This is a genomic window from Flavobacterium sp. RSP49, from assembly GCF_003968735.1.
In the GTDB taxonomy this organism is placed as follows: Bacteria; Bacteroidota; Bacteroidia; order Flavobacteriales; family Flavobacteriaceae; genus Flavobacterium.
In genome coordinates this window covers 1-26,319 of sequence record NZ_RYDN01000003.1, presented here as the reverse complement: position 1 = coordinate 26,319, position 26,319 = coordinate 1, and the positions used below count along the sequence as shown (strand labels likewise).

The 26,319-nt window shown below is 35.7% G+C and carries 28 protein-coding genes; 6 read left to right on the top strand and 22 right to left on the bottom strand.

All coding sequences use genetic code 11. The annotated features are described in order from the left end of the window. Nucleotides 1–153: 153 nt before the first annotated feature. Nucleotides 154–435, bottom strand: a complete 282-nt coding sequence (locus tag EKM02_RS02680) for a TM2 domain-containing protein (RefSeq protein ID WP_126451929.1) — start codon at nt 433–435, stop codon at nt 154–156. Between the two features lie 443 nt (nt 436–878). Then, nucleotides 879–1,826 carry a 2-hydroxyacid dehydrogenase gene (locus tag EKM02_RS02675; protein ID WP_126451928.1) on the bottom strand — a complete coding sequence of 316 codons (948 nt, stop codon included), beginning with the start codon at nt 1,824–1,826 and terminating at the stop codon, nt 879–881. 144 nt (nt 1,827–1,970) lie between these two features. Between EKM02_RS02675 and nhaA the strand changes: the two genes are divergently transcribed. Beyond that, nucleotides 1,971–3,140, top strand: coding sequence for a Na+/H+ antiporter NhaA (gene nhaA / locus EKM02_RS02670; protein ID WP_126451927.1), 1,170 nt, complete (start codon nt 1,971–1,973; stop codon nt 3,138–3,140). A gap of 68 nt (nt 3,141–3,208) precedes the next feature. On the opposite strand, the gene EKM02_RS02665 is transcribed toward nhaA, so the two are convergent. The 18 genes from EKM02_RS02665 to EKM02_RS02590 all read right to left on the bottom strand — a co-directional run bounded on the left by EKM02_RS02665 (nt 3,209) and on the right by EKM02_RS02590 (nt 17,817). Continuing rightward, nucleotides 3,209–3,625 (bottom strand): hypothetical protein, encoded by a 417-nt coding sequence (locus tag EKM02_RS02665; RefSeq protein ID WP_126451926.1) that lies wholly within the window; start codon nt 3,623–3,625, stop codon nt 3,209–3,211. Nucleotides 3,626–3,689: 64 nt separating this feature from the next. Then, nucleotides 3,690–4,070 (bottom strand): Dabb family protein, encoded by a 381-nt coding sequence (locus tag EKM02_RS02660; protein ID WP_126451925.1) that lies wholly within the window; start codon nt 4,068–4,070, stop codon nt 3,690–3,692. 145 nt (nt 4,071–4,215) lie between these two features. Continuing rightward, nucleotides 4,216–5,313, bottom strand: a complete 1,098-nt coding sequence (locus tag EKM02_RS02655) for a YbjQ family protein (protein WP_126451924.1) — start codon at nt 5,311–5,313, stop codon at nt 4,216–4,218. Nucleotides 5,314–5,464: 151 nt separating this feature from the next. Further along, nucleotides 5,465–5,662, bottom strand: coding sequence for a hypothetical protein (locus EKM02_RS02650; RefSeq protein WP_126451923.1), 198 nt, complete (start codon nt 5,660–5,662; stop codon nt 5,465–5,467). 2 nt (nt 5,663–5,664) lie between these two features. Next, the gene (locus EKM02_RS02645) at nt 5,665–6,204 is read right to left on the bottom strand and encodes a hypothetical protein (protein ID WP_126451922.1); all 540 of its coding nucleotides are present in this window, start codon (nt 6,202–6,204) and stop codon (nt 5,665–5,667) included. A 410-nt stretch (nt 6,205–6,614) separates the two neighbouring features. Beyond that, nucleotides 6,615–7,391: a pyrroline-5-carboxylate reductase gene (gene proC, locus EKM02_RS02640; protein ID WP_126451921.1), complete on the bottom strand. Its 777-nt coding sequence runs from the start codon at nt 7,389–7,391 to the stop codon at nt 6,615–6,617. A 211-nt stretch (nt 7,392–7,602) separates the two neighbouring features. Continuing rightward, complete coding sequence (mgtE, locus tag EKM02_RS02635; protein ID WP_126451920.1) at nt 7,603–8,955, bottom strand: magnesium transporter; 1,353 nt, start codon at nt 8,953–8,955, stop codon at nt 7,603–7,605. Then, nucleotides 8,945–9,724 (bottom strand): 16S rRNA (adenine(1518)-N(6)/adenine(1519)-N(6))-dimethyltransferase RsmA, encoded by a 780-nt coding sequence (gene rsmA / locus EKM02_RS02630; RefSeq protein WP_126451919.1) that lies wholly within the window; start codon nt 9,722–9,724, stop codon nt 8,945–8,947. Before rsmA ends, mgtE begins: the two co-directional genes overlap by 11 nt. A 116-nt stretch (nt 9,725–9,840) precedes the next feature. Continuing rightward, nucleotides 9,841–10,131 (bottom strand): ORF6N domain-containing protein, encoded by a 291-nt coding sequence (locus EKM02_RS14955; protein WP_234423143.1) that lies wholly within the window; start codon nt 10,129–10,131, stop codon nt 9,841–9,843. Between the two features lie 76 nt (nt 10,132–10,207). After that, nucleotides 10,208–10,363 (bottom strand): ORF6N domain-containing protein, encoded by a 156-nt coding sequence (locus EKM02_RS14950; RefSeq protein ID WP_234423142.1) that lies wholly within the window; start codon nt 10,361–10,363, stop codon nt 10,208–10,210. A gap of 108 nt (nt 10,364–10,471) precedes the next feature. Then, nucleotides 10,472–10,783, bottom strand: coding sequence for a DUF4286 family protein (locus EKM02_RS02620; protein WP_126451918.1), 312 nt, complete (start codon nt 10,781–10,783; stop codon nt 10,472–10,474). A 69-nt stretch (nt 10,784–10,852) separates the two neighbouring features. After that, on the bottom strand, nt 10,853–12,631 hold the full coding sequence (locus EKM02_RS02615) for a tetratricopeptide repeat protein (protein ID WP_126451917.1): 1,779 nt from the start codon (nt 12,629–12,631) through the stop codon (nt 10,853–10,855). A gap of 53 nt (nt 12,632–12,684) precedes the next feature. Then, nucleotides 12,685–13,266 (bottom strand): TIGR00730 family Rossman fold protein, encoded by a 582-nt coding sequence (locus tag EKM02_RS02610; protein WP_126451916.1) that lies wholly within the window; start codon nt 13,264–13,266, stop codon nt 12,685–12,687. A gap of 29 nt (nt 13,267–13,295) precedes the next feature. After that, nucleotides 13,296–14,567, bottom strand: a complete 1,272-nt coding sequence (serS, locus tag EKM02_RS02605) for a serine--tRNA ligase (RefSeq protein WP_126451915.1) — start codon at nt 14,565–14,567, stop codon at nt 13,296–13,298. 242 nt (nt 14,568–14,809) lie between these two features. Then, entirely contained in the window at nt 14,810–15,349 is a 540-nt protein-coding gene (locus tag EKM02_RS02600; RefSeq protein ID WP_126451914.1) for a DUF4375 domain-containing protein, read from the bottom strand. Nucleotides 15,350–15,453: 104 nt separating this feature from the next. Beyond that, the gene (locus EKM02_RS14865; RefSeq protein ID WP_197037238.1) at nt 15,454–15,624 is read right to left on the bottom strand and encodes a hypothetical protein; all 171 of its coding nucleotides are present in this window, start codon (nt 15,622–15,624) and stop codon (nt 15,454–15,456) included. 451 nt (nt 15,625–16,075) lie between these two features. Further along, nucleotides 16,076–16,615 (bottom strand): 3-hydroxyanthranilate 3,4-dioxygenase, encoded by a 540-nt coding sequence (locus EKM02_RS02595; protein WP_126451913.1) that lies wholly within the window; start codon nt 16,613–16,615, stop codon nt 16,076–16,078. Nucleotides 16,616–16,704: 89 nt separating this feature from the next. Continuing rightward, nucleotides 16,705–17,817 carry an endonuclease/exonuclease/phosphatase family protein gene (locus EKM02_RS02590; protein WP_126451912.1) on the bottom strand — a complete coding sequence of 371 codons (1,113 nt, stop codon included), beginning with the start codon at nt 17,815–17,817 and terminating at the stop codon, nt 16,705–16,707. Nucleotides 17,818–17,979: 162 nt separating this feature from the next. Between EKM02_RS02590 and EKM02_RS02585 the strand changes: the two genes are divergently transcribed. From EKM02_RS02585 to EKM02_RS02570, 4 genes are all read left to right on the top strand, one after another. Then, entirely contained in the window at nt 17,980–18,981 is a 1,002-nt protein-coding gene (locus EKM02_RS02585; protein ID WP_126451911.1) for an LD-carboxypeptidase, read from the top strand. A gap of 165 nt (nt 18,982–19,146) precedes the next feature. After that, the gene (locus EKM02_RS02580) at nt 19,147–19,506 is read left to right on the top strand and encodes a YraN family protein (RefSeq protein WP_126451910.1); all 360 of its coding nucleotides are present in this window, start codon (nt 19,147–19,149) and stop codon (nt 19,504–19,506) included. A 108-nt stretch (nt 19,507–19,614) separates the two neighbouring features. Then, nucleotides 19,615–20,271, top strand: a complete 657-nt coding sequence (locus EKM02_RS02575) for an aspartate kinase (protein WP_126451909.1) — start codon at nt 19,615–19,617, stop codon at nt 20,269–20,271. An 85-nt stretch (nt 20,272–20,356) separates the two neighbouring features. Next, complete coding sequence (locus tag EKM02_RS02570) at nt 20,357–20,965, top strand: hypothetical protein (protein WP_126451908.1); 609 nt, start codon at nt 20,357–20,359, stop codon at nt 20,963–20,965. A 47-nt stretch (nt 20,966–21,012) separates the two neighbouring features. Here the strand turns inward: EKM02_RS02570 and mfd are convergent, their stop codons facing one another. Both mfd and EKM02_RS02560 read right to left on the bottom strand, forming a co-directional pair. Continuing rightward, entirely contained in the window at nt 21,013–24,381 is a 3,369-nt protein-coding gene (gene mfd / locus EKM02_RS02565; RefSeq protein ID WP_126451907.1) for a transcription-repair coupling factor, read from the bottom strand. Then, nucleotides 24,374–24,979, bottom strand: coding sequence for a hypothetical protein (locus EKM02_RS02560; protein ID WP_126451906.1), 606 nt, complete (start codon nt 24,977–24,979; stop codon nt 24,374–24,376). The genes mfd and EKM02_RS02560 overlap by 8 nt, the downstream gene beginning before the upstream one ends. 312 nt (nt 24,980–25,291) lie before the next feature. On the opposite strand from EKM02_RS02560, the gene EKM02_RS02555 reads away from it, so the two are divergent. Then, complete coding sequence (locus tag EKM02_RS02555; RefSeq protein ID WP_126451905.1) at nt 25,292–26,230, top strand: L-threonine 3-dehydrogenase; 939 nt, start codon at nt 25,292–25,294, stop codon at nt 26,228–26,230. Nucleotides 26,231–26,319 lie beyond the last annotated feature (89 nt).

The following is a 26,319-nucleotide window of genomic DNA, read 5'->3' as shown; positions in this document are numbered from 1 at the left end:
CGACATTATACCATGGTTATTACTTAGTTGCTAGAAATTTTACAAATCAGCACAAAATTAATTCGGGGCAATTAGTAAAATTTGTGGTAGAAAAATACCCCCAAATAGTGTCTGTCTTTTTGGGAATAGTCTAAAACCGGCGTTTTTTATGTTTTAAAACCAAGCCTTTTTACCTACTTGATACATTTGGTAAAACTCCTCGTCAGATTTTGTCAAATAAATTATTCCTTCGATAATACCTAAAATGTATGTCACCGTTCCGCAGGTAAAAAGACTAATTACCAGCCATATTATCCCTTCAGTAGTATACCCCAATAGGAATTTATGAATCGCAAGAGGACCTAAAAGTATCGCTAAAATTCCGGCAGGCAGCTTTTTATTGTTTTGACGAACTGGCAGCGGATTATTCCAATTTTCAATCTTCGAATTTTGCATAAATAATTTGTATTAGATTGTTTTTCAATGGTTAAAAATATAAAAATTATTGAAACACTCTACCAATTGGTTCAAAAATTCGGTTTTATTTCCTCCACTATTCAAAACCCATCCGAATTTTCTAGAGCTACAAACCTCCATAACACCCACAATTATTACACCTTCATCTGATAATTTTGCAATAAACGTTCTAAATCATCAACTGTAAAATTTTGCACGAACCGTTTTTCGCTTGGCTCAAAATCATTGGTACCATCCATAAACGGCTGCCACTGGATAAAACGATCCTTCCTATTTTGTCTTTCCACCAAAAAGTAAAACGATACTAATTAGCTTTAAAACAAGATGTTATCTTCGAAACAAGCGACGAGTTTTAGGAATTTTTACTTTAAAGAAGAAACTCCAATTCCCGTATTGCGCTGCTACGGCACGACAAATTTTACCTAACTAAGATACTTTGCTTTTATTTTATCAACGATCACTTGTGCCAATCGTCCATGGCTTTCGAAAGTCCAACCGGCAATATGTGGCGTCAGAATTGCGTTTTTGGCTGTCAACAAATACTGAAAAGCCTCTGGTGTGTTTTTATCGTTAAAAAGGGTTTCAAAAGACAACTTCTCATATTCCAGAACATCTAAACCTGCTCCGAGAATTTTCCCGGATTGCATGGCAGTAACCAAATCAGCAGTGACAATATTCTTGCCTCGAGAGGTATTAATAATCCAAAAAGGCTTAAGAAATCCATTGATAAAATCAGCATTCACCATTTTATTTGTTTCGGAAGTCCATGGAACATGCAAACTCACTACATCTACTTTTTGCTGAAATTCTGCTAAGGAAACCTGCTTCGCATTAGCATCACCCACATTTTCCTGAATGTCATAACACAAGACTTCGACATCAAAACCACGGAGTTTTTTGGCAAACGATTTTCCCATGTTTCCATACCCGATAATCCCAACGGTTTTACCATCAAGTTCCTGACCGCGATTGCTTTCCCGGTTCCAATGGCCCGCTCGTATCTCGCTGTCAGCTTGATTCAATTTATTAAAAATGGATAAGATCATACCCAAGGTGTGTTCAGCAACAGCGTTTCTATTTCCTTCTGGAGCGGCAATAAGTGTAATGTTTTTAGATGCAGCATGCTCGCAATCAATGCTTTCCAGTCCGGCTCCAACGCGAGCGATGAATTGCAAATTAGTAGCTTTGTCCAAGAATGTTTTGTCAATCTTGAAACGGCTTCGAATCACAACTCCTTGATAATCCTGAATTTTAGCTTCGATTTCTTCTTTTGAAGAAATAAAATCACTGTGATTGATAAACCCGGATTTTTGCAATTCATTCCACAGTAAGGAATGATTGCTGTCGATATGAAGTATTTTGATGGTCATAATTGCTTTGTTTTTACTACATCAAAGAAACAAAAAAATTACGGTTTATACTTTTAAGAACGGAAATTAGCTTTCAAAAGCTTAAATTTGCAGAATTCCTATTCATCATTTATACTATTAATTATAGGAAAAGAAAAACAACAAATGAGATTAACAAAAACATTCAAAGCCTTTTTTGAAAACGAAAAAGCGGGAGGTCTTTTATTACTCCTAGTTACGATACTCTCTCTTCTATTTGCTAATTCCCCTTTTCAAACTGACTATATTGCCTTTTGGGAAACCAATGTCGGCAACCATTCGATCACCCACTGGATCAATGACGGACTGATGACTATCTTCTTTCTTTTGATTGGTTTAGAGCTAGAACGGGAGATCTACAAAGGAGAATTGTCGAGTATTAGAAATGCCACTTTACCTGTTTTTGGTGCTTTAGGCGGGATGATTGTTCCGGCAGGAATTTTTTTACTGCTCAATTTTGGAACACCCACACAAAATGGTGCCGGTATTCCTATGGCTACTGACATTGCCTTTGCAATTGGAGTTTTATCGCTTTTAGGAAATCGGGTTCCTACCTCGCTGAAAGTATTCCTTACTGCCCTTGCTGTAATTGACGACTTAGGGGCTATTTTGGTAATTGCTGTTTTTTATACAAAAACAATTGCTTTTACCAATCTGTTTATTGCTTTTGCCATTATGGGTGGTTTATTTATCCTGAACAAAAGAAAGGTTCACAACCTTATCCCCTATTTAATTGGGGGTGCTGCTATGTGGTATTTTATGCTGAATTCAGGTGTTCACGCCACAATTACCGGAGTGTTATTGGCTTTTGTCATTCCGTTTGGAGACGGAGGCAAGAAAACATCATCTTATAAATTACAGCATTTTTTGCACAAACCGGTTGCATTTTTGATTCTGCCGCTCTTTGCCATCGCCAATACCAGTATTGCCATTGGTTCTGATTGGTCAGAAGGATTGAATCATACCAATACAATTGGGATCATGCTGGGACTTGTGGTGGGAAAACCTCTTGGAATTTGGCTTTTCTCCTTTTTAGGAGTGAGTTTAGGCATTTGCACGTTGCCCAAAGATTTAAATTGGAAAAAAATAATTGGGGCAGGAATGCTTGGTGGAATTGGGTTCACCATGTCCATTTTCATTACCCTTCTTGCTTTCAAAGAAAGTGGTAAAGAGGTTATTACATACTCTAAAATTGCCATTCTGATTGCTTCTTTTGTTGCTGGTCTGACGGGTTTCTTCTGGTTGAAATATACCTTAAGAAAACAATCTAAAAAGAAGAAAACAGCACTAGTATAAAACATATTGTGATCCTAAAAAGCCTCGTTTAAGCAATTAAACGAGGCTTTTTTATGTTCAATAAGCTTCTATTTTGAATAACTTATCGCAAAACTATTTTTAAAATCTCTTTTTTTAATAAATAAATAAAGCATGAATGGAATAATCATCACAGGAGAAAATTTTTGAAGTACTGCAAATTGAATAACCAAACCGGTTACCACCATTCCGGTCAGTATTCCGAATCCAAGATTGTACGTAAGACTGGGATTTATGCTCAGTACTTTCGTTTCTCCCGCCTTTAGCACTATCTCTTCTGTTTGAAAAGAAGTTCCATCACCAATTTCTATGGTATGTTTTCCGGGCAAAACACGGTATTCTTTCCGGTTGTTGCTGTAGTTCATTTCACACTCCGTTTTGCTATCAATACGTACTACATAGCGATTGGATTTATTGTAAATACCACTGCTTTTAGACATTCTGAAAACAATTGTGCTCTGATTCATGTTTTATTTTTTACGGTTTACTATGCAGAAAAATTGTTCTTTAATTATTTACTGCGATTTTTGTTTACTTATTCGTCCAATAATCTACTACGGTAACTTTGTCTGGTGCCGGACTCAAAACAGCCACAAAAGCTTTGTGATCCGGATGAATTAAATATGCATCTCTGTCGGATTTACTGGTGAAAGTCAACACAAAACAATGGGTCAAACCATTATTCAGGTTTTCAGGACTGTTATTAATTCCCCATTCATACGCTTTGATCAATTTGATTTTATGTTCTAAGTTTCCAAAAGCAGTGACTACTTTGTCAATTGCTGCTGCATCTGTACCGGGTTTCCAACCAAACATCACTACATGTTTAAGGGTTTGTTTTTGTTCGTCTTTTTGCGCATTCACAGTATAACTTGAAATTAAAATAAGGAATAATAGGAGTAGTTTTTTCATGGTTGTTTTTTTCAAATATAAGATTTATTTGAGTGTTAATACAAATATGAAATGTCAATATTCATCCCTTTTAAGAAAAAAATTGCTTAAAGTCGGAGACGTTTGCGCAGCATAATTAACGAAAAAATTACGGAGTAGCTGTTCGTTATTTTATATATTCACTTATCAATTCCATTTTTTGCTCAATATATTTCACTATTTCATTTGGTTTCATTTCATTTTCTTTAAATCCAGATATATCATTATCACAAGTCCCACAATATTGTCCAATTTCATTTGATTTATTTCCACATTCACAATTCCAAACATCTTTTTCTTTTGATGACAAAAGTTGTTTTTTAGTTGTTATTTCACCTCTTTCTTTAAAAGTTGTAAAAATAAAATTTTTGGTTTGATTTAGGTCTTCAATGTCATTTTTATCATAAAATGATTTGTCATAAGCAGATATTCTTATTCCAATTTTTTGTTTTTTGAAATCTGAATTTTTAAGTAAACTCATGTTTTTTTCATAATCAAATAGATTTAATTCCTTGATTACTTTAGATATATACAAAGCAACTTGCTCATTATTATCAATTTCGATTGTGTCATAAAGTAAACTTGTTTTTTTGTTTTCCTCCAAAGAGTCAATGTAACTTATAAAATTTTTATTAAAAATATTATAAGAGTCTGGCATTGACTGAAAGTTTTCAATTGTGTGAGAAAATCTTTTTAATAAGAAAGTAAAAATTTCTTGAACTTGATTCGAAGTTATAAAACTCCATGTTTCATCATTGTAATCTAGTTCTCCATTCTCAGCTCTTTTAATAATATTTTTTCTTTGTCTTAAATTATTAATTCTCTCAACTCCAACATTTTCAAACTTTTTACTAATATTTGATAGTGAGTTTGACTTTTCATCGCTTTCAATAATAACCGCAGTTCCAATCGCGGTTAACATAAACATTGATTTTCCTTTTCCTGATATTTCATCCATATCAATACTTAAACCAATGACACAATTTCCACCAATCTCGTGAGCATTATGTTTTATTCTCTCAATAGCTTCATTATAAAGTGACGATAATTGTTTTTGATAAGAGCTTGAACGACCACCAAAAACATCTGTCAATCCTCCTAAAAAATCACTAAATAAATTTGTTCCTGCAACAATATGAGCTGAAACTGGTTTTAAATGTTTTTTTATTTTCAAACCTTCTGCTGAAGATGTTGTTATTACCAAAATATCTTTAGGGTTTGCCATTTTTAAATTTTTATTTGTTTTCTAAATAATTGTTTTTAGTCGCTAGTGCGAGCGTCTCGCTCGTACTCATTATAATTTATATTTTAACTTTTAAATTAGTTTGTAGTCATTTTTTTTTCGCTGTCGTTTGAGAGCTCTTAGGAGATGGCATTTATTTTTTTTCATCCTTATTTTCAGTAGAACTAGATTGATTTTGATTGTTATTTTCTGTATTTGTTGTGATAGTTTGGTTAGTAAGTGAGCTTGGAGGCTGTCTTAGAAACATTGCTTTTTCTTCAATTTTGTCTTGATTTCCTAATCTTTGTTTAAGAATCTCATTTAATTGTTCTTTGTTTATTTTATCGCTCATAATTATTTTATTTTTATAGTTGTTTTTTTATTTAAGGTGTCATTATATCTAAATTCTTCCAATGAACCTTCTGTAAATATTTTTTCTCCATTTTTTGATTCTTTTTCAATTATCATTTTTTTATTTAAATCTGTCTTTTTATGACCTATTACATTCTCAATATTCAGCACACAATACAAAACCAAAAACAATATCCCTAAAGGTAATGATATTGCAATTGTTAAATTTATTTTAGGAATTAGATTGTCAATTTTTATTTCTGAGACTTTATTTTCTTCAACTTTTTTGATTGATTTTGAAATTTGATTTAAACTTAAATAATGAGCTATAAATCCAAGTGTTAAAGTCAAAATAAATAATCCTAATGAAAAATAAAAAAGTAAAATATATTTTGATTCTTCGAATGGAACAATTTCTTTTATGAAAGTTAATGATAAACCTATTGCACCGCTACTTATTGCTAAAGATTGACTATCAAATTTAGATAAGCTATATTTTAAATCTTCAAACAAATCTTTTATATATTGTTCTTTCTCAGTCATTTTTTGTTTTTAAAAGTTTTCCTGTAGCTATTACCTAACTTGTTTATATAGCTTTTAGCGCCCGACTTATCTACCCTAAATTGAGTTGCTAAGTCTGAAAAGCGATCGTGTTTGTTTTCAAATATAAGATTTATTTTATAAAATTAATTCTCTCCAAATTTATCAAGAAGAAAACACACTTCTTTACGGTTTTCCTCATTTAGGTGAAAAATAAAATGATTGCAAATTTTTTATCAACGATTTTTGATTGCTGATGTAGAAAACCGAATACAATACCAATCGGAGCTGCGTGAAGGATAGCAGCTAGCTACCAAAGTAGCGCGGATAGCCTGACGCCAATAAAAAAAGGGTCCTCTCAACAGTTACGCTGAGAGGACCCTTTTTGTAATGGCGGCACGCCCAAATGAAATTTACCCCTTGATTTGTTTCAAGGATGTTTTAATACCTCGGATTAGGGACGAACTGAATCCGTGCATTTCCATTTCGTTCAATCCCGCGATCGTGCAACCTTGCGGCGTGGTCACGCGGTCTATTAATTGTTCCGGGTGTACTTTTTCTTCTAGTAGCATTTCGGCAGCGCCTTTTACGGTTTGTGCCGAGATGGCCAAGGCCGTTTGCCAGTCAAATCCAATTTCGATTCCGGCTTGCATCGAGGCGCGAATGTAGCGTAGCGCAAAAGCGGTTCCGCTGGCGGCCAAAACAGTTGCAGCATCCATTAATTTTTCGTCAATAATAGGAGCGGTTCCCAAACTCTGAAAAAGGGAAACTACCTCTTGTGCCTTCTCTTTGTCTTTTTCATTAAACGCAATACAGGTGGCTGAGGCGCCAAACTGTGCCGCGATATTGGGCATGATTCGGATGGCACTATTAGCAGTACCGATTTTGTTTTGCAGATTTTCTATCGACAATCCACTCACTGCCGAGGCGATGATTTTATTAGAAATTACGGGAAGAATTTCGGCCAAAACAGTGTCTACTTGGTATGGTTTGATGGTCAAAATAATGACATCGGCTTCCTGAATCTGATGAATATTATTGGTAGAAACTGTTGCGCCTAATTTTTCAAGATACAGAATACTGGAGGTGTTTCTTCGGGTTATGGTAACTTGGTCTTCTGGTGAAAATTTTGATAGTCCTAATGCGATAGAAACTCCTAAGTTTCCTCCGCCAATGATATGTACTTTCATGCTAGTTGTGGTTTTTACTTTTCCCTCCGATCGCAAAAAATTGGGACGGGACTCTCCACGAGAAAGTCAGCCGTTAGGGAAAAGTGTTGATTGTAAAGTTGTATTCGTTTGTTGTTGTTGAATTTCCTCTCTATTCTCTTTTTGTCTATTCTATTCTCTTTATTCTATTCTCTCTACTCTCGTTGTTCTATTCTCATTGTTCCTTACTTTCCTAAAACCCTAAAATCATTTTTGCTATCGAAAAATAAATCAAAATGCCACAAATATCATTACTGGTTGTGATAAACGGACCGGTTGCCAATGCGGGATCAATACCAAATTTATCCAGCAATAACGGGATAAAAGTCCCTATTAATGAAGCAATAATAATTACTGAAATTAATGCTACGCAGATTATAACGCCAATTATCATTTCAACATCCAATAGAAAATGACTTCCTAAAAATAATATTATAGCCAGAATCAATCCATTTAATAAACTTAGGGAAACTTCCTTCACTAATCGATTAAATAGCGACCCACTCAACGTATTATTAGCCAAACCCTGTACAATAATTGCCGAGGATTGTACACCGACATTTCCTGCCATCGCAGCGATAAGGGGCGTGAAAAAGAATAAATTACCATGTTGCAGCATTGCACCTTCAAACAAGCCCAATACTTTTACGGAGATAAAACCGCCTAAAAGAGCCAAAACTAACCAAGGCAACCGCGCTTTTGTATGTTCGAATATACTATCATCGGCTTCAACATCTTGCGAGATACCTGCAGCCAACTGGTAATCCTGATCGGCTTCATCCTTGATTACATCCACAATGTCATCAATAGTGATTCGGCCCACTAACCTTCCTAATTCATCTACAACAGGAATAGCTTCTAAATCATATTTCTGCATAATTCGGGCTACCTCAACATCTTCTGTATCTACTTTTACGGAGTTTAATTTCCGGATGTACACATCATTAATTGGCGTTCTGGAAGAAGTGGTCAATAAATCCTTGAGGGATAAACGCCCTTTCAATCGGTCTTCATCATCCACCACATAAATCGAATGGACTCTGGAGATATTTTCGGCCTGAATGCGCATTTCTTTGACACAAGTAAGCACATTCCAATTTTCATTGACTTTTACCAATTCCTTGTGCATGATTCCACCGGCGGTATCTTCGTCATAGCGCAATAAGTCAACAATATCTTTGGCATGTTCTACATCCTGAAGTTCTGATATTACTTCGGCTTTCAAATTTTGTGAAAGCTCCGCTATAATATCAGCTGCATCATTGGTTTCCAGCTCATCTAACTCTTCTGCAATTTCTTTTGGCGAAAGCCTGCTTAATATATTTTCTCGTAAATCATCTTCTAGTTCCAGAAGAATTTCGGCAGTTTTTTCACTGTCTAATACTTTAAAAATATAGGTCGCTTCATTAAAATCAAGCTCATCGAGGATTTCAGCAATATCAGCATGGTGCATATCATTCAATAATACTTCCAGTTGCTGGTCGTTTTTGTTTTGAATGAGTTGCTCTAATTCCTGAATTAATCCTTTGCTGATTTTAAACTCCATCGGCTTCTATTTTTTGGGTGAGTGCTATAAACTGTGCTACATTTAATTGTTCTGGTCGAAGGTTGAAAATTTCATCTTCTCTCAAACTATCCGACAAATTTAAGGTTTTTAAACTATTGCGTAACGTTTTACGTCGTTGTTGAAAAGCCGTTTTCACTACCGTAAAAAACAATTTTTCACCACAAGGCAAGCTGTAATCTTTTTTTCTGCGCAAACGCAAAACTCCTGATTTTACTTTTGGCGGCGGAATAAAAACATGTTCGTCTACCGTAAATAAATACTCGGCATCATAAAAAGCCTGTACCAAAACTGACAGGATTCCATACGCTTTTGTTCCTTTTTTTTCACAAATGCGTTGTGCCACTTCTTTCTGGAACATTCCGGCAAATTCTGGAATCTGATCGCGATATTCCAATGCTCTAAACACAATTTGTGTCGAAATATTATACGGGAAATTTCCAATAATTGCGAATTGTTTCCCTTCGAAAATTTCATTGATGTTGTATTTCAGGAAATCTTTAGAAATGATTCTATCCTTTAATTTTGGATAATTTTCATCTAAATACGTCACTGATTCCGCATCGATTTCAATAACGTAGGTGTTCATTGGTTTATCCAATAAATATTTTGTCAAAACGCCCATTCCAGGACCTATCTCCAGTACATCATCATACCCTTCTAAGTTCAATGTATCTGCAATGTCTTTGGCAATACTTTCGTCTTTCAAGAAGTGTTGTCCGAGGTGTTTTTTTGCTTTTACTTTTTCCATGTTTGTCTTTGCGAGGCACGAAGCAATCTCACTTTATTGTTAGGTTTATTTTGCCCCTAAGGCACTACTGTATTGTATTAAATATCCAGAAAACTATCACAAAATCAATATTGCAACTACATCTTATATCCTATTTTTCCTCGTTCTGGAATGATTTCTTTCTTTTCCATAAGTTCATCTACATATTGAAAAACGAGTTCTATGTTTTTTCCCTGATTTTCAATTTTCTTTTTCATTGTTTCAAAATCAATACGTAAATCCGAATTATCGGAGAGCATTTGCCTCGTTTTTGTAAATATCCGCATTATCTGAATATTGGTTTGAATTGCTTTTTCACTATTCAAAACACTCGATAACATTAATACGCCGTGTTCTGTAAAAGTCATCGGAGCATATCGCAAACCCATCTTTTCAGAATTGGAGATCACAATTTGTGACCTCCAATTCTACTTTAGATAATTCAAACATAAAATCTTCTGGAAATCAATTCAAATTTCTTCGCACAGCTTGCTTTAAAACCCTTGTTTCAACCCCGTAAAGTATTGCCAAATCACGATCCAGCATTACTTTTTGGTTTCTGATGAAATAAATTTTATTGATAACAATGTCATCTGGAATTATTGAAATTTTATCGCTCATAAAATGAAATTTTTATGTTTTTTATAAATGGAGGTCACAAATTGCGACTTGAAGATTGTGATTCAAAACGACAATCTGAATATGATTGCTTCGTTCCTCGCAAGGACTCTAATAATCCGCAATCAATTCTAATTCCGTTCTAAACGCCAGCATTTTATCTCCAAACAGCTTCGCTCCTTCTTCACGAAAAGCCGGTGCGTCCTCCAAATAATATTTCTCCAAAGTGTCTTTGCTGTCCGTCACATATTGAACGGAATAGGTTACTCCGCCCATTTCTTCTTCAATTAAAACCCGTACCATTCTTGCCGAAGAGAATTTTCCTGTAGCCAGAATTTCTGGAATGTGTTTGTGTTGCATCCAGATCATCCATTGATCGTGAACGCTTTCATGTATGTTTGTGGTGACGTTGTATAGTATCATTTTTTTTGTTTAACTGGTTAATTATTTTTTCGGTTAATCGGTTAAACATTTAACCGATTAAACATTTACTTATAAATTAGTATCTCCCCTCAATTGCCTGAATTTCTTTCTGGCTTCCACAAAATAAATACTGTCCTGATGATTAAAAATAATCTTCTCATACAATGGTTTCGCTTTATCAGGCAATAGCAGTTGTTTTTTATATATCTCTGCCGAAAAATACAGCGCTTCGTCTATGTAAATCCCATCGCTATACTGATCCATAATCGTTTGGTATTGGCTTAAAGCCAAAGTAAAATCGCCCGTTTCTTCGTAAATATTTCCCAAACGCAACAACGTCACGGCTTCTATTTGCTGACCTTTATGATTTTTTAAAATCGATAGAAACTGCGTTATCGCTTCCTGATTCCTATTTTGATACAACAGATAATCTCCTTTGGCAAATTGTTTCAAAGCCGTTTGTGTCGAATCAGCGACGGTATTGTCATTGATTAACAGAAAATATTCCAAAGCATCATTCGCAATCAACTGCGTATTGGCCGATTTCAATTCCTTGAACTGTTTCAACGCCCACGCAAAATCAGTTTTGAAATAACTCGTTTTTGCGGCTTTCAAACTGGCTTCATGCGCCATTACATCATTCTTCAAATCCAATTCAATCTGGGAATAATAAATCAACGCCTGATTGAATTTTTCTTCGTAAAGCAAAATATCTGCCAGTTCCATTTTGGCGCCAGCCACCTGATAATCATTCAATTGCAATTCCAGCGCTCTCTTGATTATTGCCTTTCCTTCCTCCGGTTTTTTTAACTTAAATGCCGTGAAATGAGCCTGAATCAGCTGCAAAGATAAGGTAAAAGGACTTATTTCAAATTGTTTCAACAAACCGTCTAATTCTGTGCTGATGGCGGCAAAGTCTTTTTCGGTTGCTTTTTCAATTTTCATGGATATCAAATACGAATATGCTTGGATCTTGAGTTCTAAATCTTGCGTATTTTCCAATACAAATCCCAATATTTCTTCTGCAGCTTCCTCATTTCCCTCGTCAATAGCGAGTTGGCCTAAATTTACAATATTGGCAAGCGATTCCGGATTGCGTTTGTAAATGGCTTTTTCTTGAATAAATGCTTTTCCGAATTCTTTTTGCTGGACATAAAACCAACTCAAATAATGGTTCCAAAAAATGTCTTGATTTTTCTGCGTCCTTACAATTAAAGCTTTACGCAACAATTCATTGAAATTTGCATCGCCTTCATCAGCCATAAAACGAACCAGCTGATTTTGGATTCGAATGGAGTTTTGAGGATTAGCAAACGCTTCATCCAGAAAAGTGGAAATCATCATTTCTATATTAGACAATTGACCGTAAAGCAATCCTATTTGATAATTGAAATTAAAATTAGGCTCTAATTCTACTGCGATTTGGTAGGATTTCAGCGCGTATTTAAGTAGTGCTTTTCGCTCAAAAGTGTTTGAAATTCCGTACACTTGATTTGGATTTTTTCTGATGCGGTCTAATGCCTGATCGTAGTACATCTTGGCTTTATCATCATTTTTTTGCAACTGAAAATTGTATCCTAATTCTACCAGAAGATTTCCTTGATTGTACTTGTCAAGTCGTTCTTGAATGGCTTTTTCAGCGCTTTCAAATTGTTGCAATTGCTGCGAACAATCTATTATTCTTAAAAAATACTGAGAGTTTAATGGAATCTCTTGCAGTAATTCTTCATAACTGATTTTGGCTTTTTCAAAATCGCCTTTGTCATAATAATACTGCGCTAATTGTTCGTTTTGGGCGAAAGCGAATAGCGATAAAAACAGGTGTATTAAGAGAACGATTTTTTTCATTTTTTATCTGTTTTTCTAATTCAGATTAGGTCTTGGAATACACATTCGTGTCTTTATTCATTTCCTTTTTTAATCCATTTTCCAACTTCCGGTGCGGTGTAATTTTCCATTTTGTTCAGCAATTCTTCCGCATTATCACTAACCAAAATCATCTTTTGATTGATTTCTTTTAAAAAACCGTTATCAACCATTTTTTGGATGAATTGCAATAATAAATCATAAAATCCATCAACGTTTAAAATCCCAATGGGTTTCTTATGAAGTCCGAGTTGCCCCCACGTGAGCATTTCGAAAAACTCCTCTAAAGTTCCAAATCCACCAGGCAATGCAATTACGCCATCGCTTAATTCATTCATTCTGGTTTTTCTTTCGTGCATACTTTCCACAATGATTAACTCGGTCAAATTATCGTGAGCCACTTCCTTAGACATCAAAAAACGGGGTAAAACACCAAATACTTTTCCGTTTTCACTCAAAACACCGTCAGCAACCGCACCCATTAAACCAACTTTTGCGCCACCGTAAACCAAATCAATGTTCTTCTTAGCCATTACCTGTCCCAGTACTATCGCTTGAACCTCATAATTTTTTTCATTCCCAAAACTGGAGCCACAGAACACCGTAATCTTTTTCATCAACAAAATATTTTTCAGTAGTGTTTTAACTAATTGATACTATCAAATCCGCAATACGCACGCAAAACCTCAGGAATTACGATTCCTTCCGGAGTTTGGTAATTTTCTAAAAGTGCTGCCAAAACTCTTGGCAAAGCCAATGAACTTCCGTTTAAGGTGTGTGCTAATTGATTTTTTCCATCTTTATCTCTAAAACGTAATTTCAACCGATTTGCTTGAAAAGTCTCAAAATTAGAAACCGAACTGATTTCTAACCAACGGTCTTGTGCAGTAGAAAACACTTCGAAATCATAGGTTAACGCTGCTGTGAATCCCATATCGCCGCCACAAAGACGCAATATTCTGTAGGGTAATTTCAATTCCTGCAAAATACTTTTTACATGCTCCACCATTCCGTCCAAGGCTTCATACGATTTATCGGGATGCTCTACACGAACAATCTCGACTTTGTCAAATTGATGTAAACGGTTCAATCCACGTACGTGCGCACCATAAGAACCTGCTTCACGACGAAAACAAGGCGTGTAAGCCGTAGTCAAAACCGGTAATTCACTTTCGTTTAAAATTACATCCCGAAACAAATTCGTTACTGGAACCTCAGCAGTTGGAATTAAGTATAAATCATCGGTTTTATCATGGTACATTTGCCCTTCTTTGTCGGGCAATTGTCCCGTTCCATAAGCAGATGCTTCGTTTACCATGTGTGGCACCTGAACTTCGTTATATCCTGCAGCGGTATTTTTGTCCAGAAAATAATTGATCAAAGCACGTTGTAATTTTGCTCCTTTTCCTTTATAAACCGGAAATCCTGCGCCTGTGATTTTTACTCCCAATTCAAAATCGATAATGTCGTATTTTTTTACCAATTCCCAGTGTGGTTGCGCGCCTTCATGCAAAACTGGGATTTCCCCTTCTTCAAAAACGTTCAGGTTTTCCTCCGGTGTTTTTCCAATAGGAACAATATCAGCAGGAAGATTGGGTAAGGTATATAATTTTTCTAAAAGTTCAGCGGCAAGTGCATCAGCAGTTTCGGCTAATTTCTTGCTTTTCTCTTTATTTAAAACAGTTTTTTCTTTTAAGATTGCGGCTTTAGATTTCTCTCCCGCTTTCATCAATTCGCCAATATCCTTGGATAATTTATTAGATTCGGATAAAATGCTGTCTAGCTCCACTTGCGTAGCGCGACGTTTTTCATCCAGTTGTACCACTTCTTCAACAACACTTGTTGCATCGATGTTTCTCTTTGCCAAAGCGGTGATTACTTTTTCCTGATTCTCTCTAATAAATGCGATTTGTAACATAGCTTGATTTTTTTAACGCTAACTTATATATTAATGGAAGCAAATTTAGGGAAATGTTTGGTAGAAATGAGGGAAAGTTTAAATTGAAAATTTATTCTTTGTATTTGCAAAAAGCTATTTCGCGAAGGTTCGCAAAGCAGACACAGAGATTCACAAAGTTTTTTTAGGTTTTCCCTTTGTATCTCTCAGCGTAACTTCGTGTTTTTTCTTGGCGTGTCTTTGTGAAACAACTAATTTCTTGTTTAGGCTCTTTTAATCTCATGACCCACAAATTCTTCTAAGGTTGCAAACATGTCGTCTACTGAAAGGACTTCGAAATCTGGGTGCGTTTTTAAGAAAGTAGCATTCAACGTAATCAGGTTTTCTTCAATTTCGAAAAAAGTGTCGTTGTTAAGCAAATCTCGAGTAGGATTTACGCCTTCGAGTTTTCCTTTCAGAAATTTATTCAGCTTGACACTGCTCATTAATTTCACTTTTTTGGATTGTTGTTGAAACAATTCCAAATGCTTTTCAGCACCAATCAAAGCCAAACCTTCTTCGATCAATTCGTTTAGTTCTTTATCCCAACCCGAATTGTGAACAAATTGAGCAAAATTTCCTTCAGTATATTGCGACGTGTAATAGTCTAAATAATAACTCATTATAGCATCTTCATGAATCAAATCATCGTTCACGCCTTCCTCACGCATTAAGTTGATTACCGATATATTAGAGTGAATTACATCTTGGAGATTTCCACTGTTCATTGCTGTTTCTGAAATAATTATTCTACCGAATTCCATAGGTTTTGTATTTGAATATGTGCTACAAATTTCGGGCAAAATAGTGAAGAATCGAAATGTTATTTTTTAGCCACAGATTAGCACCGATTGATTAGCGCAACCATTTAAATGACATCAGATTCGTCACTACGCTTTTTCTGATTCATTTTGGTAACCAACGCTTTCAAACGCATGGCTTTTTCTTTTTTTTCTTCTTGAAGTTTGGTCTTTTTCCGATTGAGCAATTTGGTATGCAACGCCTTATTTTTGGTGTTTTTTTCGGGTCCTTTTGCCATAATGTAGAAGCTTTGTTAATTACGGTTACAAAGATATAAAAGAGACCACTCTTTCTGGATTTGTTATCTATAAAACAGAAAATATCTTTAAAAAAATAAACTATCTTAACTTTATGAAAATAAAAGAGTCTATACAAATGAGATTAGCGGAATTTTTAACATTATGCAAAAGTCATAATGTTAAAAATATTTATGCTTTTGGTTCTGCTGTGACTGAAAATCCCAAATCCCCTAGCCCCGATAGCAGTGGAAATCCCACGCTTTTGGGCGTGGATTGCAACGAATAGCGGGAAATAGCTCCAAAAAACACAAACAATTTCGCCGTAGTACAGACAAGTCACGAGCTGTTCTTATCCTAAAAAATATTTTGTTTTTTGCTGCCAAAAACATATAATTTTCAGAAATATTGGGACATGAAGGAAGCGAACTGATGCTAAGCAGCGACTTAAAATTATTTTTTGGCTACAAATCTGGTGTCGGTTTCCATTATGGTTCCACATTTTTCACAGGTTCGCATCTTTGTAGAAGTATAGAACTGTTCAAAATGAGGCAGGAAATCTTTCTCGATATTATGAAGTTCAAAGTAGACTTCGTGCAGCTTATGATTACAAGTATCACAAAACCAAAGTAATCCGTCCGTGAATCCTTTTCCAGCTCTTTTTCTTTCGATGACAAGTCCTATAGAACCCTCGGAACGCACTGGAGAATGGGGGATTTTAGCAGGATGAAGATACATATCACCCGCATGTAATTCCATTTCTTTGCGTTCCCCATCTTCTTGAATAATCACTTTGATGGAGCCTTCAAGCTGGTAAAACAATTCTTCAGTTTCGTTGTAATGATAGTCTTTTCTGGCATTTGGGCCGGCAACAACCATGACGATATAATCACCGGATTCCGTGTATAAATTTTTATTGCCAACGGGTGGTTTCAGCAGATGACGGTTTTCGTCAATCCATTTATTGAGGTTGAAAGGTTTTGCAATTGCCATTTTTTCTGAAGGTCAAAGTTTTTAAGGTACTAAGGTACTAAGATTTTAAATGATAGAACCTACTAATTCTCTCCAAAAGTACAAGCACTTTAGTTCCGTTTTTCTTTAATCAAATAAATATACACGGGAAAATGGTCGCTAAATCCTATTTCGGTGGGGGAATGCCGCAACGGATAGCCTTTGTATTGTCCGCTGGTTTGTATCAAAAAAGATTTGTTGTAAATTCCGGCTTTCCAATACCGAAAGCTAGAATAGTCTGATTGCAGTAAGGTTTCGGAAACCATTATTTGGTCAAAAACATCCCATGCATCACGAAATGCAATGGTTCCAAATCCTTTCTTGGCCATTTCCTCGAAGGGATTATAAATCCCAAACGGTAGCACATCTGCTTTTTTTGCTTTGGCGCCAAGCCCAAATTTGACACTTTTATTATATGGTCCGTCATTCAAATCACCTAAAGTAATCACTTTTGCTTCTGGATTTATGCGTTGCAAAGAATCGATTATTTTTCGGTTTAATGCTCCAGCGGCTTCCCGGAACGGACTTGATTTTTTCTCGCCGCCAGAACGCGACGGCCAGTGATTGACTATAATATTGATTTCCTCTCCGTCCAGAAATCCGGTTACCAATAGCTGATCTCGTGTGTAAACCCGATAATTTTTGGTGCTTATTTGCAATTCGTCATCTGTTTTTTCTTCGGAATTAGCTTTAGAATTTTCGTTTGTGGTGGTTCCTTCTTTATAAATGTACAACGGAATGTTACTATAACTCGTGGGCTGAAATTTCTTTTTTTGATACAACAGCGCCACGTCAATTCCTCTTTTGTCTGGTGAATCAAAATGGATGATTCCGTAGTCTTTATCAATAAGTTTGGGCTGTTTTACTAAATCTTCTAAAACGCCTCTGTTTTCTATTTCACAACCGCCAATAAATGTGGGCGAATCCGTGTTTTCAGCTGAACCAATTTCAGCTAACACTCGGGCTAAGTTTCCCAGTTTTTTTTCATATTTATCATAGATCCAACGCTGCAAACCAGTTGGAGTCCATTCTTCGTCAAAAGTATCCGGATCGTTTATGGTGTCAAAAAGATTTTCAAAATTATAAAACGCAACGGTATGAATAACATATTTTTTTGGTTGCGCAGTAGATTTTGCAATTGGAAAGAATAAAAAAAGAATAGGAATCCAGTACGTAATTCTCATAAATATCATTTATTTACCGCTGTTGCTGAGATCCCTTTTAGAATCTGGTTATTGTAAAAATAGTCATTTGAGTGTGAACTTAGAATTATTTTCTAAATGTCTATCTTTGTTTTTGTCATTTAACGCCTTTATCATTAGAATTTCTCAGAAAAGCAATCCCGCATGAATCAAAATCAATTTACTTTTACATCCCGTTATTCTATTTTATATCAATTACTATTGCTTATTTTTGTGTTACAATCTTTCAACAGTCAAGCCCAATACAATATGATTACACCCCCTAGTTTACAAAAAGGAGATACCGTAGCTATTTTGGCAACAGCCCGAAAAAACACAGATGATAACCTGAAACCCGCTATTGATTTACTGCACAGTTGGGGCCTGGAAGTGGCCATAGGCAGCACAATAGGTTTAGACGACAACCAATTAGCCGGGACTGACGAACAGCGAGCAACTGATTTTCAGCAGCAACTGGACAATCCAAACATCAAAGCCATTTGGTGCGTAAAAGGCGGATACGGAACCGTGCGTATGATTGATTTGTTAGATTTTACTGCGTTCAGAAAAAATCCCAAATGGGTTATTGGATTTAGTGATGTGACTGTTTTACACAATCACTTGAACACTATGGGTTTCAAATCCATTCACGGAATCATGCCGATAACCGCTCCAAGAGCCACTCCTGAAGCTATAAAAACTATGCGGATTGCTTTATTTGGTGAAAAACTATCCTACAATATAACGCCTTTTGTAATGAATAGACCCGGGAAAGCTACCGGAGAATTAGTGGGTGGGAATTTATCCATTCTATACAGTTTGTTGGGTTCACCCTCCGCGATTGATTGTTCCGATAAAATCTTGTTTCTAGAAGATTTAGACGAATATTTGTATCACATTGACCGCATGATGATGAATTTAAAACGAAATGGTTGCCTGGAAAGCGTCAAGGGAATTGTGGTAGGTTCGATGACAAAGATGAAGGATAATGATATTCCGTGGGGGAAAAATGCCATCGAAATTATCGAGGATGTAACCAAAAAATACTCTATTCCTATTTTGTATAATTTCCCGGCGGGACACATACAAGATAACAGAGCCTTAATTTTAGGCAATACTGTAACGATTAATGTCAGCGAGAAAAGCAGCACACTGGTTTTTGAATAAAGAAACCCTCCCTCCGGCTCCCCTCCGAAGGAGGGAGAGACTAAACGGAAATAGACTCAGGATAATTGTTTGTAATATTACATATCATTTTGGGTTTTTGGTTATATATTACCATTCTGAATTGTAGGAATTAATTTCACAGGTTTATTAACTGAAAACTTTTTTATGGCTGCACATAATGAACTTGGAAAACTAGGAGAAGAAATGGCAGTCGAATTTCTACGGAAAGACGGCTACACGATTTTGCAAACCAATTGGACCTTCCAAAAAGCCGAAATAGATATTCTCGCCCAAAAAGGAAACACACTTGCTGTTGTTGAAGTCAAAACGCGTTCCTCATTAGAATTTGGCTTACCACAAGATTTTGTAAAACCAAAAAAAATCCAGCTCCTTGTAAAGGCCGTTCATGCCTTTGTCAACAAAAGAAATTTAGATATAGATGTCCGTTTTGACATTATTGCAATACATAAAGAAGGCAAATCTTATGTCATTGAGCATCTTATCGATGCGTTTTATCATTTTTAATTCGTTTTTTTAATGTTATAATTGTAACAAATTGTTTTTTTATTTACATTTGCGTTATATGTACACACTGACTACCCGTATATTTACAACCACTAAAAAAATTGAATTATGAAAACTGTTTCTTCCATTGTAGAGAACTACATCAAAACAAAGCCATTTTTGTTGAATGCATTATCATTAGGGATCATTAATCTGACCTCATTATCCCGGAATATAATGACTGAATTAGAAAGTGAATTTGGCAAGGAAGTAAAACAAGGCGCAGTGGTTATGGCTTTAAAAAGACTCACTGAAGAACTGGATTTCAGACTGAATCACAAGATCAATAAAGTAATTAAAAACATTGGAGAAATTACCGTTCGTTCTGCTTTGACGGATTATACTTTTGCTGCTTCTGACACTGTTTTAAATAAACAAGCAGATTTAATTACCGATATTAATACGCTGCCGGATATTTTTTACACTTCGTCCAGAGGTGTGAATGAAACAAATATTGTGGTCAGCAACAGCATCAACAATTTGGTTGACAAGCATTTTGCTTCTGAGAAATTAATTCAAAAACTGGATAATCTGGCTTCGATTACCGTGAAATTACCGAAAGAAAACATCGTTGTTCCCGGGATTTACTATTTTATTTTCCAGCGTTTGGCTTGGGAAGGAATCATCATAAACGAAGTAATTTCGACTTCTAATGAATTCACTATTTTAGTAAGTGAAGAACAAGTAGATGTGGCTTTCAAAGTAATTAAGGATTTGAAGAATTAGAAAATTCCGTTAATCAAAAAAGCTTCCAGCCTTTTGAAGGCTGGAAGCTTTAAATTGAAAGAAGCTTTTAAACTAAAAAAATATTATGAATCCAATTCCTCTTGAAAACGGTAAATACTATCATATTTATAATAGAGGCAATAATGGAATCGATTTGTTTTATGAAATTGAGAACTATAAATATTTTTTGAGATTATACGAGAAATACATTGACCCCGTAGCAGAAACTTATGCTTGGTGTTTGATGAAAAATCATTTTCACATTTTGGTGTACATCAAAGAAACTGAAGAAATTGATAGTACAAAATTACAATACTCTTCAACTGATAAACCAAAAATGGTTAGTGCTTCAAAACAGTTTTCAAATTTATTCAATGCTTATACTTTAGCCATGAATAAACGATATAACAGGACAGGTAGTTTATTTGAGAAAAACTTTAGGCGAAAAGTAGTTAATTCAGAAACTTATTTCCAAAAACTTGTTTTTTATATCCACAATAATCCCGTTCATCATAAGTTTACAGAACACATCATAGAATATCCTTGGACTTCTTATGGAACAGTTATCTCAAACAAGAAGACAAAATTACAAAGAGAAAGAGTCATAGAATATTTTCATGATTTAGAAAATTTTAAATACTACCATTCTAGTAATCCAAATTTGGATGAAATTGAAGGATTGATTATGGAGTAAGTTCAAAAGAAAGCTTCCAGCCTTTTGAAGGCAGGAAGCTTTTTTATTTATTCCCCACCCAACTTCTCCATTAATTCCAAAGCTGTCCTGGTATTTTTTACATTGTCAAAAGTCAATAGCAAGCGCAAACCAGCCGGCGTTTGTTTCTCTTTCATTTTACAAATAGAACTGTGTTTTTGCACAAATTGTAACACATCCTGAAAACGTTTGGATTGGTAATAATCTGATTGTTGATCCGAAATGAAATACCCAATCATCTTGCCTTGTTTCATCACTAATTTTTCGATTCCAAGGCGGGTAGCGATCCATTTGATTCGAATACTATTCATCAACGCTTTGGCACGAGGCGGCATTGGACCAAAACGGTCAATCAATTTATTTTGAAAAACAATCAATTCTTCTTCATTTTTGATTGCGCCCAATTCATTATACAAACTCAATCGCTCCGAAACATTATTGATGTATTCATCAGAAAACAACAGCTCAAAATCAGTGTCGATTTGCAAGTCTTTGACGTATTCTTTGGTTTCCAAATTATTTTCCTCCGGATACAAATCTTTGAATTCATTTTCTTTCAATTCGTCAATGGCTTCGTTCATTATTTTTTGGTACGTATCAAAACCAATTTCGTTGATGAAACCACTTTGCTCACCTCCTAATAAATCTCCGGCACCGCGAATCTCTAAATCTTTCATCGCAATATTGAATCCGCTTCCTAAGTCGCTGAATTGTTCCAAAGCCTGAATTCGTTTTCTGGCATCATCAGTCATCGCGGAATATGGTGGACAAATAAAATAACAGAATGCTTTCTTGTTGCTACGTCCTACTCGACCGCGCATTTGATGCAAATCAGACAATCCGAAATTATTGGCATTATTGATGAAAATCGTATTGGCATTGGGAACGTCTAACCCACTTTCGATAATGGTTGTGGCGACTAAAACATCAAATTCGCCATTCATGAAAGCCAACATTAACTCTTCCAGTTTTCGTCCTTCCATTTGGCCGTGACCAATTCCAACTTTGGCATTGGGTACCAAACGCTGGATCATTCCGGCCACTTCTTTGATGTTTTCTATTCTGTTATTGATGAAAAACACCTGTCCGTTACGCTGAATTTCATACGAAATCGCATCCCGAATCAACTCTTCGCTAAAACCGACTACATTGGTTTCAATAGGATAACGATTGGGCGGTGGTGTTGTAATTACGGATAAATCACGTGCTGCCATCAACGAAAATTGTAATGTTCGTGGTATTGGAGTTGCGGTCAATGTCAGCGTATCCACATTAGCAGCAATAGTTTTGAGTTTGTCTTTTACATTAACCCCAAATTTTTGTTCTTCATCCACAATCAATAATCCAAGGTCTTTGAAAACAACATTTTTACTGACTAATTGGTGCGTTCCAATGACAATATCGAGTTTTCCTTCGGCTAGTAATTTTAAGGTTTCTGCTTTTTGTTTGGCAGTTCTAAAACGGTTTAAATACCCCACAGAAACCGGCATGTCTTTCAATCGTTCCGTAAAAGTTCGGTAATGCTGGTAGGCCAAAATAGTTGTAGGCACTAATATCGCCACTTGTTTGCTATTATCCACAGCTTTGAAAGCCGCACGAATGGCGACTTCGGTTTTACCAAAACCTACATCACCACAAACCAAGCGATCCATTGGACGGTCACTTTCCATATCCGCTTTTACTTCTGCCGTTGATTTAGTTTGGTCCGGCGTATCTTCATAAATGAACGAACTTTCCAGTTCATTTTGTAAATAACTGTCGGGCGCAAACTGGAATCCTTTTTCGAGTCTTCTTTTTGCATACAACTGAATCAAATTGAAAGCAATATGTTTAACACGCGCCTTGGTTTTTTGTTTTAAAATCTTCCAGGCATTCGAACCCAATTTGTAAATTTTGGGTGGCGTTCCGTCTTTTCCGTTGTATTTTGAAATTTTGTGCAGCGAATGAATACTCACATACACAATATCATTATCGGCATACACGAGCTTGATGGCTTCTTGCGTTTTGCCTTCGACTTGTATTTTTTGCAAACCTCCAAAACGTCCAATTCCGTGATCGATATGCGTCACATAATCCCCAACAGAAAGTGTCGTAAGCTCTTTTAAAGTGATATTCTGTTTTTTCGAGTACCCATTTTTGATGTTGAATTTATGATACCGTTCAAAAATCTGATGGTCCGTGTAACAGGTAATTTGGTTTTCCTCATCAATAAATCCTTGATACAAAGGAAAAACAACCGTGTGATACTGCTTGCGGATATTCTCGGAATTGGCTTCATCCAAAGTTTTGAAAATATCATGAAATCGTTTGGCTTGGGCGTCATTGGAACAAAACAAATGATTCTTGTAGCCATTGAAATGATTTTCGTTCAGATTATTCAACAACAAATCAAATTGTTTGTTGAACGACGGCTGTGGTTGAATATGAAATTCGAATTTTTTGGTGGTTCTAAAAATAGGCTTTGAACTCAATTCTACAATCGAGAAATTCAAGGCTCGTTTTATAAATTCGGCTTGATTCAAGAACAATTGCTCCGGAGATGACCGCTTTATTTCTTGCGATAATTTTGCGAAAGCTTCTTCGGCTTTGCCAAATTGTTTGTCTAATTGTGATAAAAAATCTTCAGTATTCTGGATGAAAATCACCGTTTTCTCTGAAATATAATCCAAGAAACTTTCTCTGTTTTCCTGAAAAATTTTGTTTTCCACATTAGGGATTATCGTAATTTTCTTCTGTTGTACCATTGACAATTGGGTCGCAACATCAAAGGTACGAATGCTCTCCACTTCATCTCCAAAAAACTCAATTCGGTACGGATTATCATTCGAAAACGAAAAGACGTCGACAATGCCGCCACGAACCGAAAATTCTCCGGGTTCAGTAATAAAATCGACTCTTTTGAACTCGTATTCGAACAATACTTCATTGATAAAATCGATAGAAATTTTGTCACCAACAGCGACCTTCAACGTGTTTTTATCTAATTCTTTCCGGGTGACCACTTTCTCGAATAAGGCTTCGGGATAGGTAACAATAACGGCCGGTTTCTTGCGGGAATTAATTCGGTTGAGAACTTCGGCACGAAGCAAAACATTCGCATTATCCGTGTCTTCAATTTCGTACGGGCGACGAAATGAACCAGGATAAAAGAGTACATCTTGTTCGCCAATCATTTGTTCCAGATCGTTCAAGTAATACGCTGCTTCTTCCTTATTGTTTAGAACAATTAGAAGAGGAAGTTCGGCTTTCTTAAAAACAGATCGAATAACAAATGAAAGTGCAGAGCCCAAAAGTCCCGACAGCTGCATTTTTATTTGCTTGTTATCTAATAAACGAGCAACAATTTGCTGGGTTTTTGGCGAATTATCGTAGGTATTGTATAAGGCTGTTTTACTCAACGCGTGGAATATTTGGGTCGATTATCGGTGAATTGGGAATGGCTCTTGTGGTATCCATCATTTTCATTAACTCAGATTCCCCTTCCTCGATGGGAATCTTATTTTTCTCGGTGATTTTGTCCATCTGTCTTTGAAGCGAAACCAATTCTAAATTGATTTCTGACACTAGCTGCGTTACTTTTTTATCTGGAATAGCATCTAAATTAATAAATAAATCCAACAATCGTGCCTTAGTAATTAAGGTCGAAATTCTGCTTTTTATTTGAGGTTTACTGTATTCGTAAGGGATATTATCGTTTAAAGCCATTACTTTTTTAGAAAGTGCTTTTGATTTTTGTTGGAACGCTTTAATTGATTTTCTGGGTTTCAGCGCTAATTCAGCCAAAAAAATACGCCAGGCATTCCAAGTCGCCAAACTTTTTTCAGAAGCCTCTGTAACTGGAGTATCATAAAAAACCCAGCCTTTTTCTATGTTTTTAAAAATAATTTCTCTTCGCTGCATCTCTTTTTTATTTTCTGCAAGGCGTTTTTGATTATTGTCCTGACAGGAAAACAAGAGGAAAGCAAGAGCGAAAAAGAGTGCTGTTTTATATTTCATGTGTGGCTATTTGTTGTTTTTCACTGGCGGAATGCAATTACTATTTGCTCTTATTTTGCAAACGAAAACCCGTTCTGCTCGTTTAAAAATCGCAATTAATTTAGGTGCAAAGTTACAAAGTAAATTTACAATTACGAATTACGGCATCGGAATAACAATCTAATATTCTCAAAGCAGTTTTTATATTTAAATCCTATAAAATTAAGAAACATAGCTTGTTTTTAATTGCAACTTTAAGAATTTAATAGTCATTTTTATCAAAATTATGTTATTTACGAAAACGTTATCTTTGTTTTTTTTAAACAGATAAAAATGAGTACTAAAATATTAATTGTTGGCGCTTGCGGCCAGATAGGAACGGAGCTTACCCAAAAATTACGAAAAATATACGGAACAGAAAATGTAATTGCTTCGGATATTCGAAAGTTAAATATTGACGTTGTCAATTCCGGTCCATTTGAAGTGGTAAATGCCTTGGATTTCAATCAAATTGAACATCTGGTGGAATTGCATCAGATTGACGAGGTCTATTTAATGGCAGCACTTTTATCTGCTACAGCAGAAAAAAACCCAGCTTTTGCTTGGGATTTGAATATGAATTCGTTATTTCATGTTTTAAATTTGGCGAAAGCCGGAAAAATAAAAAAAATATTCTGGCCTTCGAGTATTGCTGTTTTTGGACCAACAACTCCCAAGGAAAATACGCCTCAATACACGATTATGGAACCTTCAACAGTCTACGGAATCAGCAAACAAGCAGGCGAAAGATGGTGTGAATACTACCATAATATTTTTGGTGTAGATGTAAGAAGCATCCGTTATCCGGGTTTAATCAGTTGGTCATCGCCTCCTGGTGGCGGAACTACGGATTATGCAGTCGACATTTTTCATCAAGCCTTAGACCAAAAAACATACGAGTGTTTTTTGTCTTCAGAAACAAAAATGCCGATGATGTATATGGACGATGCCATTGCGGCGACCATCCAAATTATGCAGGCGCCCGTGGAGCAGATAAAAATTCATTCTTCATATAATTTGGCGGCAATGAGTTTTACGCCGACGGAGATTGCTGCCGAAATCAAGAAACATATTCCGGAATTTACCGTTACTTATGAGCCGGACTTCCGTCAAAAAATAGCCGACAGCTGGCCGGCGAGTATTGATGATGCCGAGGCCAGAAAAGACTGGGGATGGAAACATGAATTTGATTTAACATCGATGACTACCGATATGTTGGAGCATTTGAAGTAAATCATTTAACAATTGTCTTGTCCTGAATAACCGATACAGATTATTAGATAAAAATATTTAATTAAACACTTGCAAAAACGTTTTTGCAA

Excerpts from the sequence above, each read along its gene's own strand:
- EKM02_RS02555 (WP_126451905.1), top strand. The coding sequence starts at position 25,292 with ATGAGTACTAAAATATTAATTGTTGGCGCTTGCGGCCAGATAGGAACG.
- EKM02_RS14865 (WP_197037238.1), bottom strand. The coding sequence starts at position 15,624 with ATGGCAAAAGGACCCGAAAAAAACACCAAAAATAAGGCGTTGCATACC.
- EKM02_RS02595 (WP_126451913.1), bottom strand. The coding sequence starts at position 16,615 with ATGGCAATTGCAAAACCTTTCAACCTCAATAAATGGATTGACGAAAAC.
- EKM02_RS02675 (WP_126451928.1), bottom strand. The coding sequence starts at position 1,826 with ATGACCATCAAAATACTTCATATCGACAGCAATCATTCCTTACTGTGG.
- EKM02_RS02610 (WP_126451916.1), bottom strand. The coding sequence starts at position 13,266 with ATGAAAAAGATTACGGTGTTCTGTGGCTCCAGTTTTGGGAATGAAAAA.
- serS (WP_126451915.1), bottom strand. The coding sequence starts at position 14,567 with ATGTTACAAATCGCATTTATTAGAGAGAATCAGGAAAAAGTAATCACC.
- EKM02_RS02580 (WP_126451910.1), top strand. The coding sequence starts at position 19,147 with ATGGCTGCACATAATGAACTTGGAAAACTAGGAGAAGAAATGGCAGTC.
- EKM02_RS02660 (WP_126451925.1), bottom strand. The coding sequence starts at position 4,070 with ATGAAAAAACTACTCCTATTATTCCTTATTTTAATTTCAAGTTATACT.
- EKM02_RS02590 (WP_126451912.1), bottom strand. The coding sequence starts at position 17,817 with ATGAGAATTACGTACTGGATTCCTATTCTTTTTTTATTCTTTCCAATT.
- EKM02_RS02620 (WP_126451918.1), bottom strand. The coding sequence starts at position 10,783 with ATGATACTATACAACGTCACCACAAACATACATGAAAGCGTTCACGAT.
- mgtE (WP_126451920.1), bottom strand. The coding sequence starts at position 8,955 with ATGGAGTTTAAAATCAGCAAAGGATTAATTCAGGAATTAGAGCAACTC.
- EKM02_RS02560 (WP_126451906.1), bottom strand. The coding sequence starts at position 24,979 with ATGAAATATAAAACAGCACTCTTTTTCGCTCTTGCTTTCCTCTTGTTT.
- EKM02_RS02650 (WP_126451923.1), bottom strand. The coding sequence starts at position 5,662 with ATGAGCGATAAAATAAACAAAGAACAATTAAATGAGATTCTTAAACAA.
- EKM02_RS02665 (WP_126451926.1), bottom strand. The coding sequence starts at position 3,625 with ATGAATCAGAGCACAATTGTTTTCAGAATGTCTAAAAGCAGTGGTATT.
- EKM02_RS02585 (WP_126451911.1), top strand. The coding sequence starts at position 17,980 with ATGAATCAAAATCAATTTACTTTTACATCCCGTTATTCTATTTTATAT.
- EKM02_RS02680 (WP_126451929.1), bottom strand. The coding sequence starts at position 435 with ATGCAAAATTCGAAGATTGAAAATTGGAATAATCCGCTGCCAGTTCGT.
- nhaA (WP_126451927.1), top strand. The coding sequence starts at position 1,971 with ATGAGATTAACAAAAACATTCAAAGCCTTTTTTGAAAACGAAAAAGCG.
- EKM02_RS14955 (WP_234423143.1), bottom strand. The coding sequence starts at position 10,131 with ATGGGTTTGCGATATGCTCCGATGACTTTTACAGAACACGGCGTATTA.
- EKM02_RS02600 (WP_126451914.1), bottom strand. The coding sequence starts at position 15,349 with ATGGAATTCGGTAGAATAATTATTTCAGAAACAGCAATGAACAGTGGA.
- EKM02_RS02645 (WP_126451922.1), bottom strand. The coding sequence starts at position 6,204 with ATGACTGAGAAAGAACAATATATAAAAGATTTGTTTGAAGATTTAAAA.
- EKM02_RS02575 (WP_126451909.1), top strand. The coding sequence starts at position 19,615 with ATGAAAACTGTTTCTTCCATTGTAGAGAACTACATCAAAACAAAGCCA.
- EKM02_RS02615 (WP_126451917.1), bottom strand. The coding sequence starts at position 12,631 with ATGAAAAAAATCGTTCTCTTAATACACCTGTTTTTATCGCTATTCGCT.
- proC (WP_126451921.1), bottom strand. The coding sequence starts at position 7,391 with ATGAAAGTACATATCATTGGCGGAGGAAACTTAGGAGTTTCTATCGCA.
- EKM02_RS14950 (WP_234423142.1), bottom strand. The coding sequence starts at position 10,363 with ATGAGCGATAAAATTTCAATAATTCCAGATGACATTGTTATCAATAAA.
- rsmA (WP_126451919.1), bottom strand. The coding sequence starts at position 9,724 with ATGGAAAAAGTAAAAGCAAAAAAACACCTCGGACAACACTTCTTGAAA.
- EKM02_RS02570 (WP_126451908.1), top strand. The coding sequence starts at position 20,357 with ATGAATCCAATTCCTCTTGAAAACGGTAAATACTATCATATTTATAAT.
- EKM02_RS02655 (WP_126451924.1), bottom strand. The coding sequence starts at position 5,313 with ATGGCAAACCCTAAAGATATTTTGGTAATAACAACATCTTCAGCAGAA.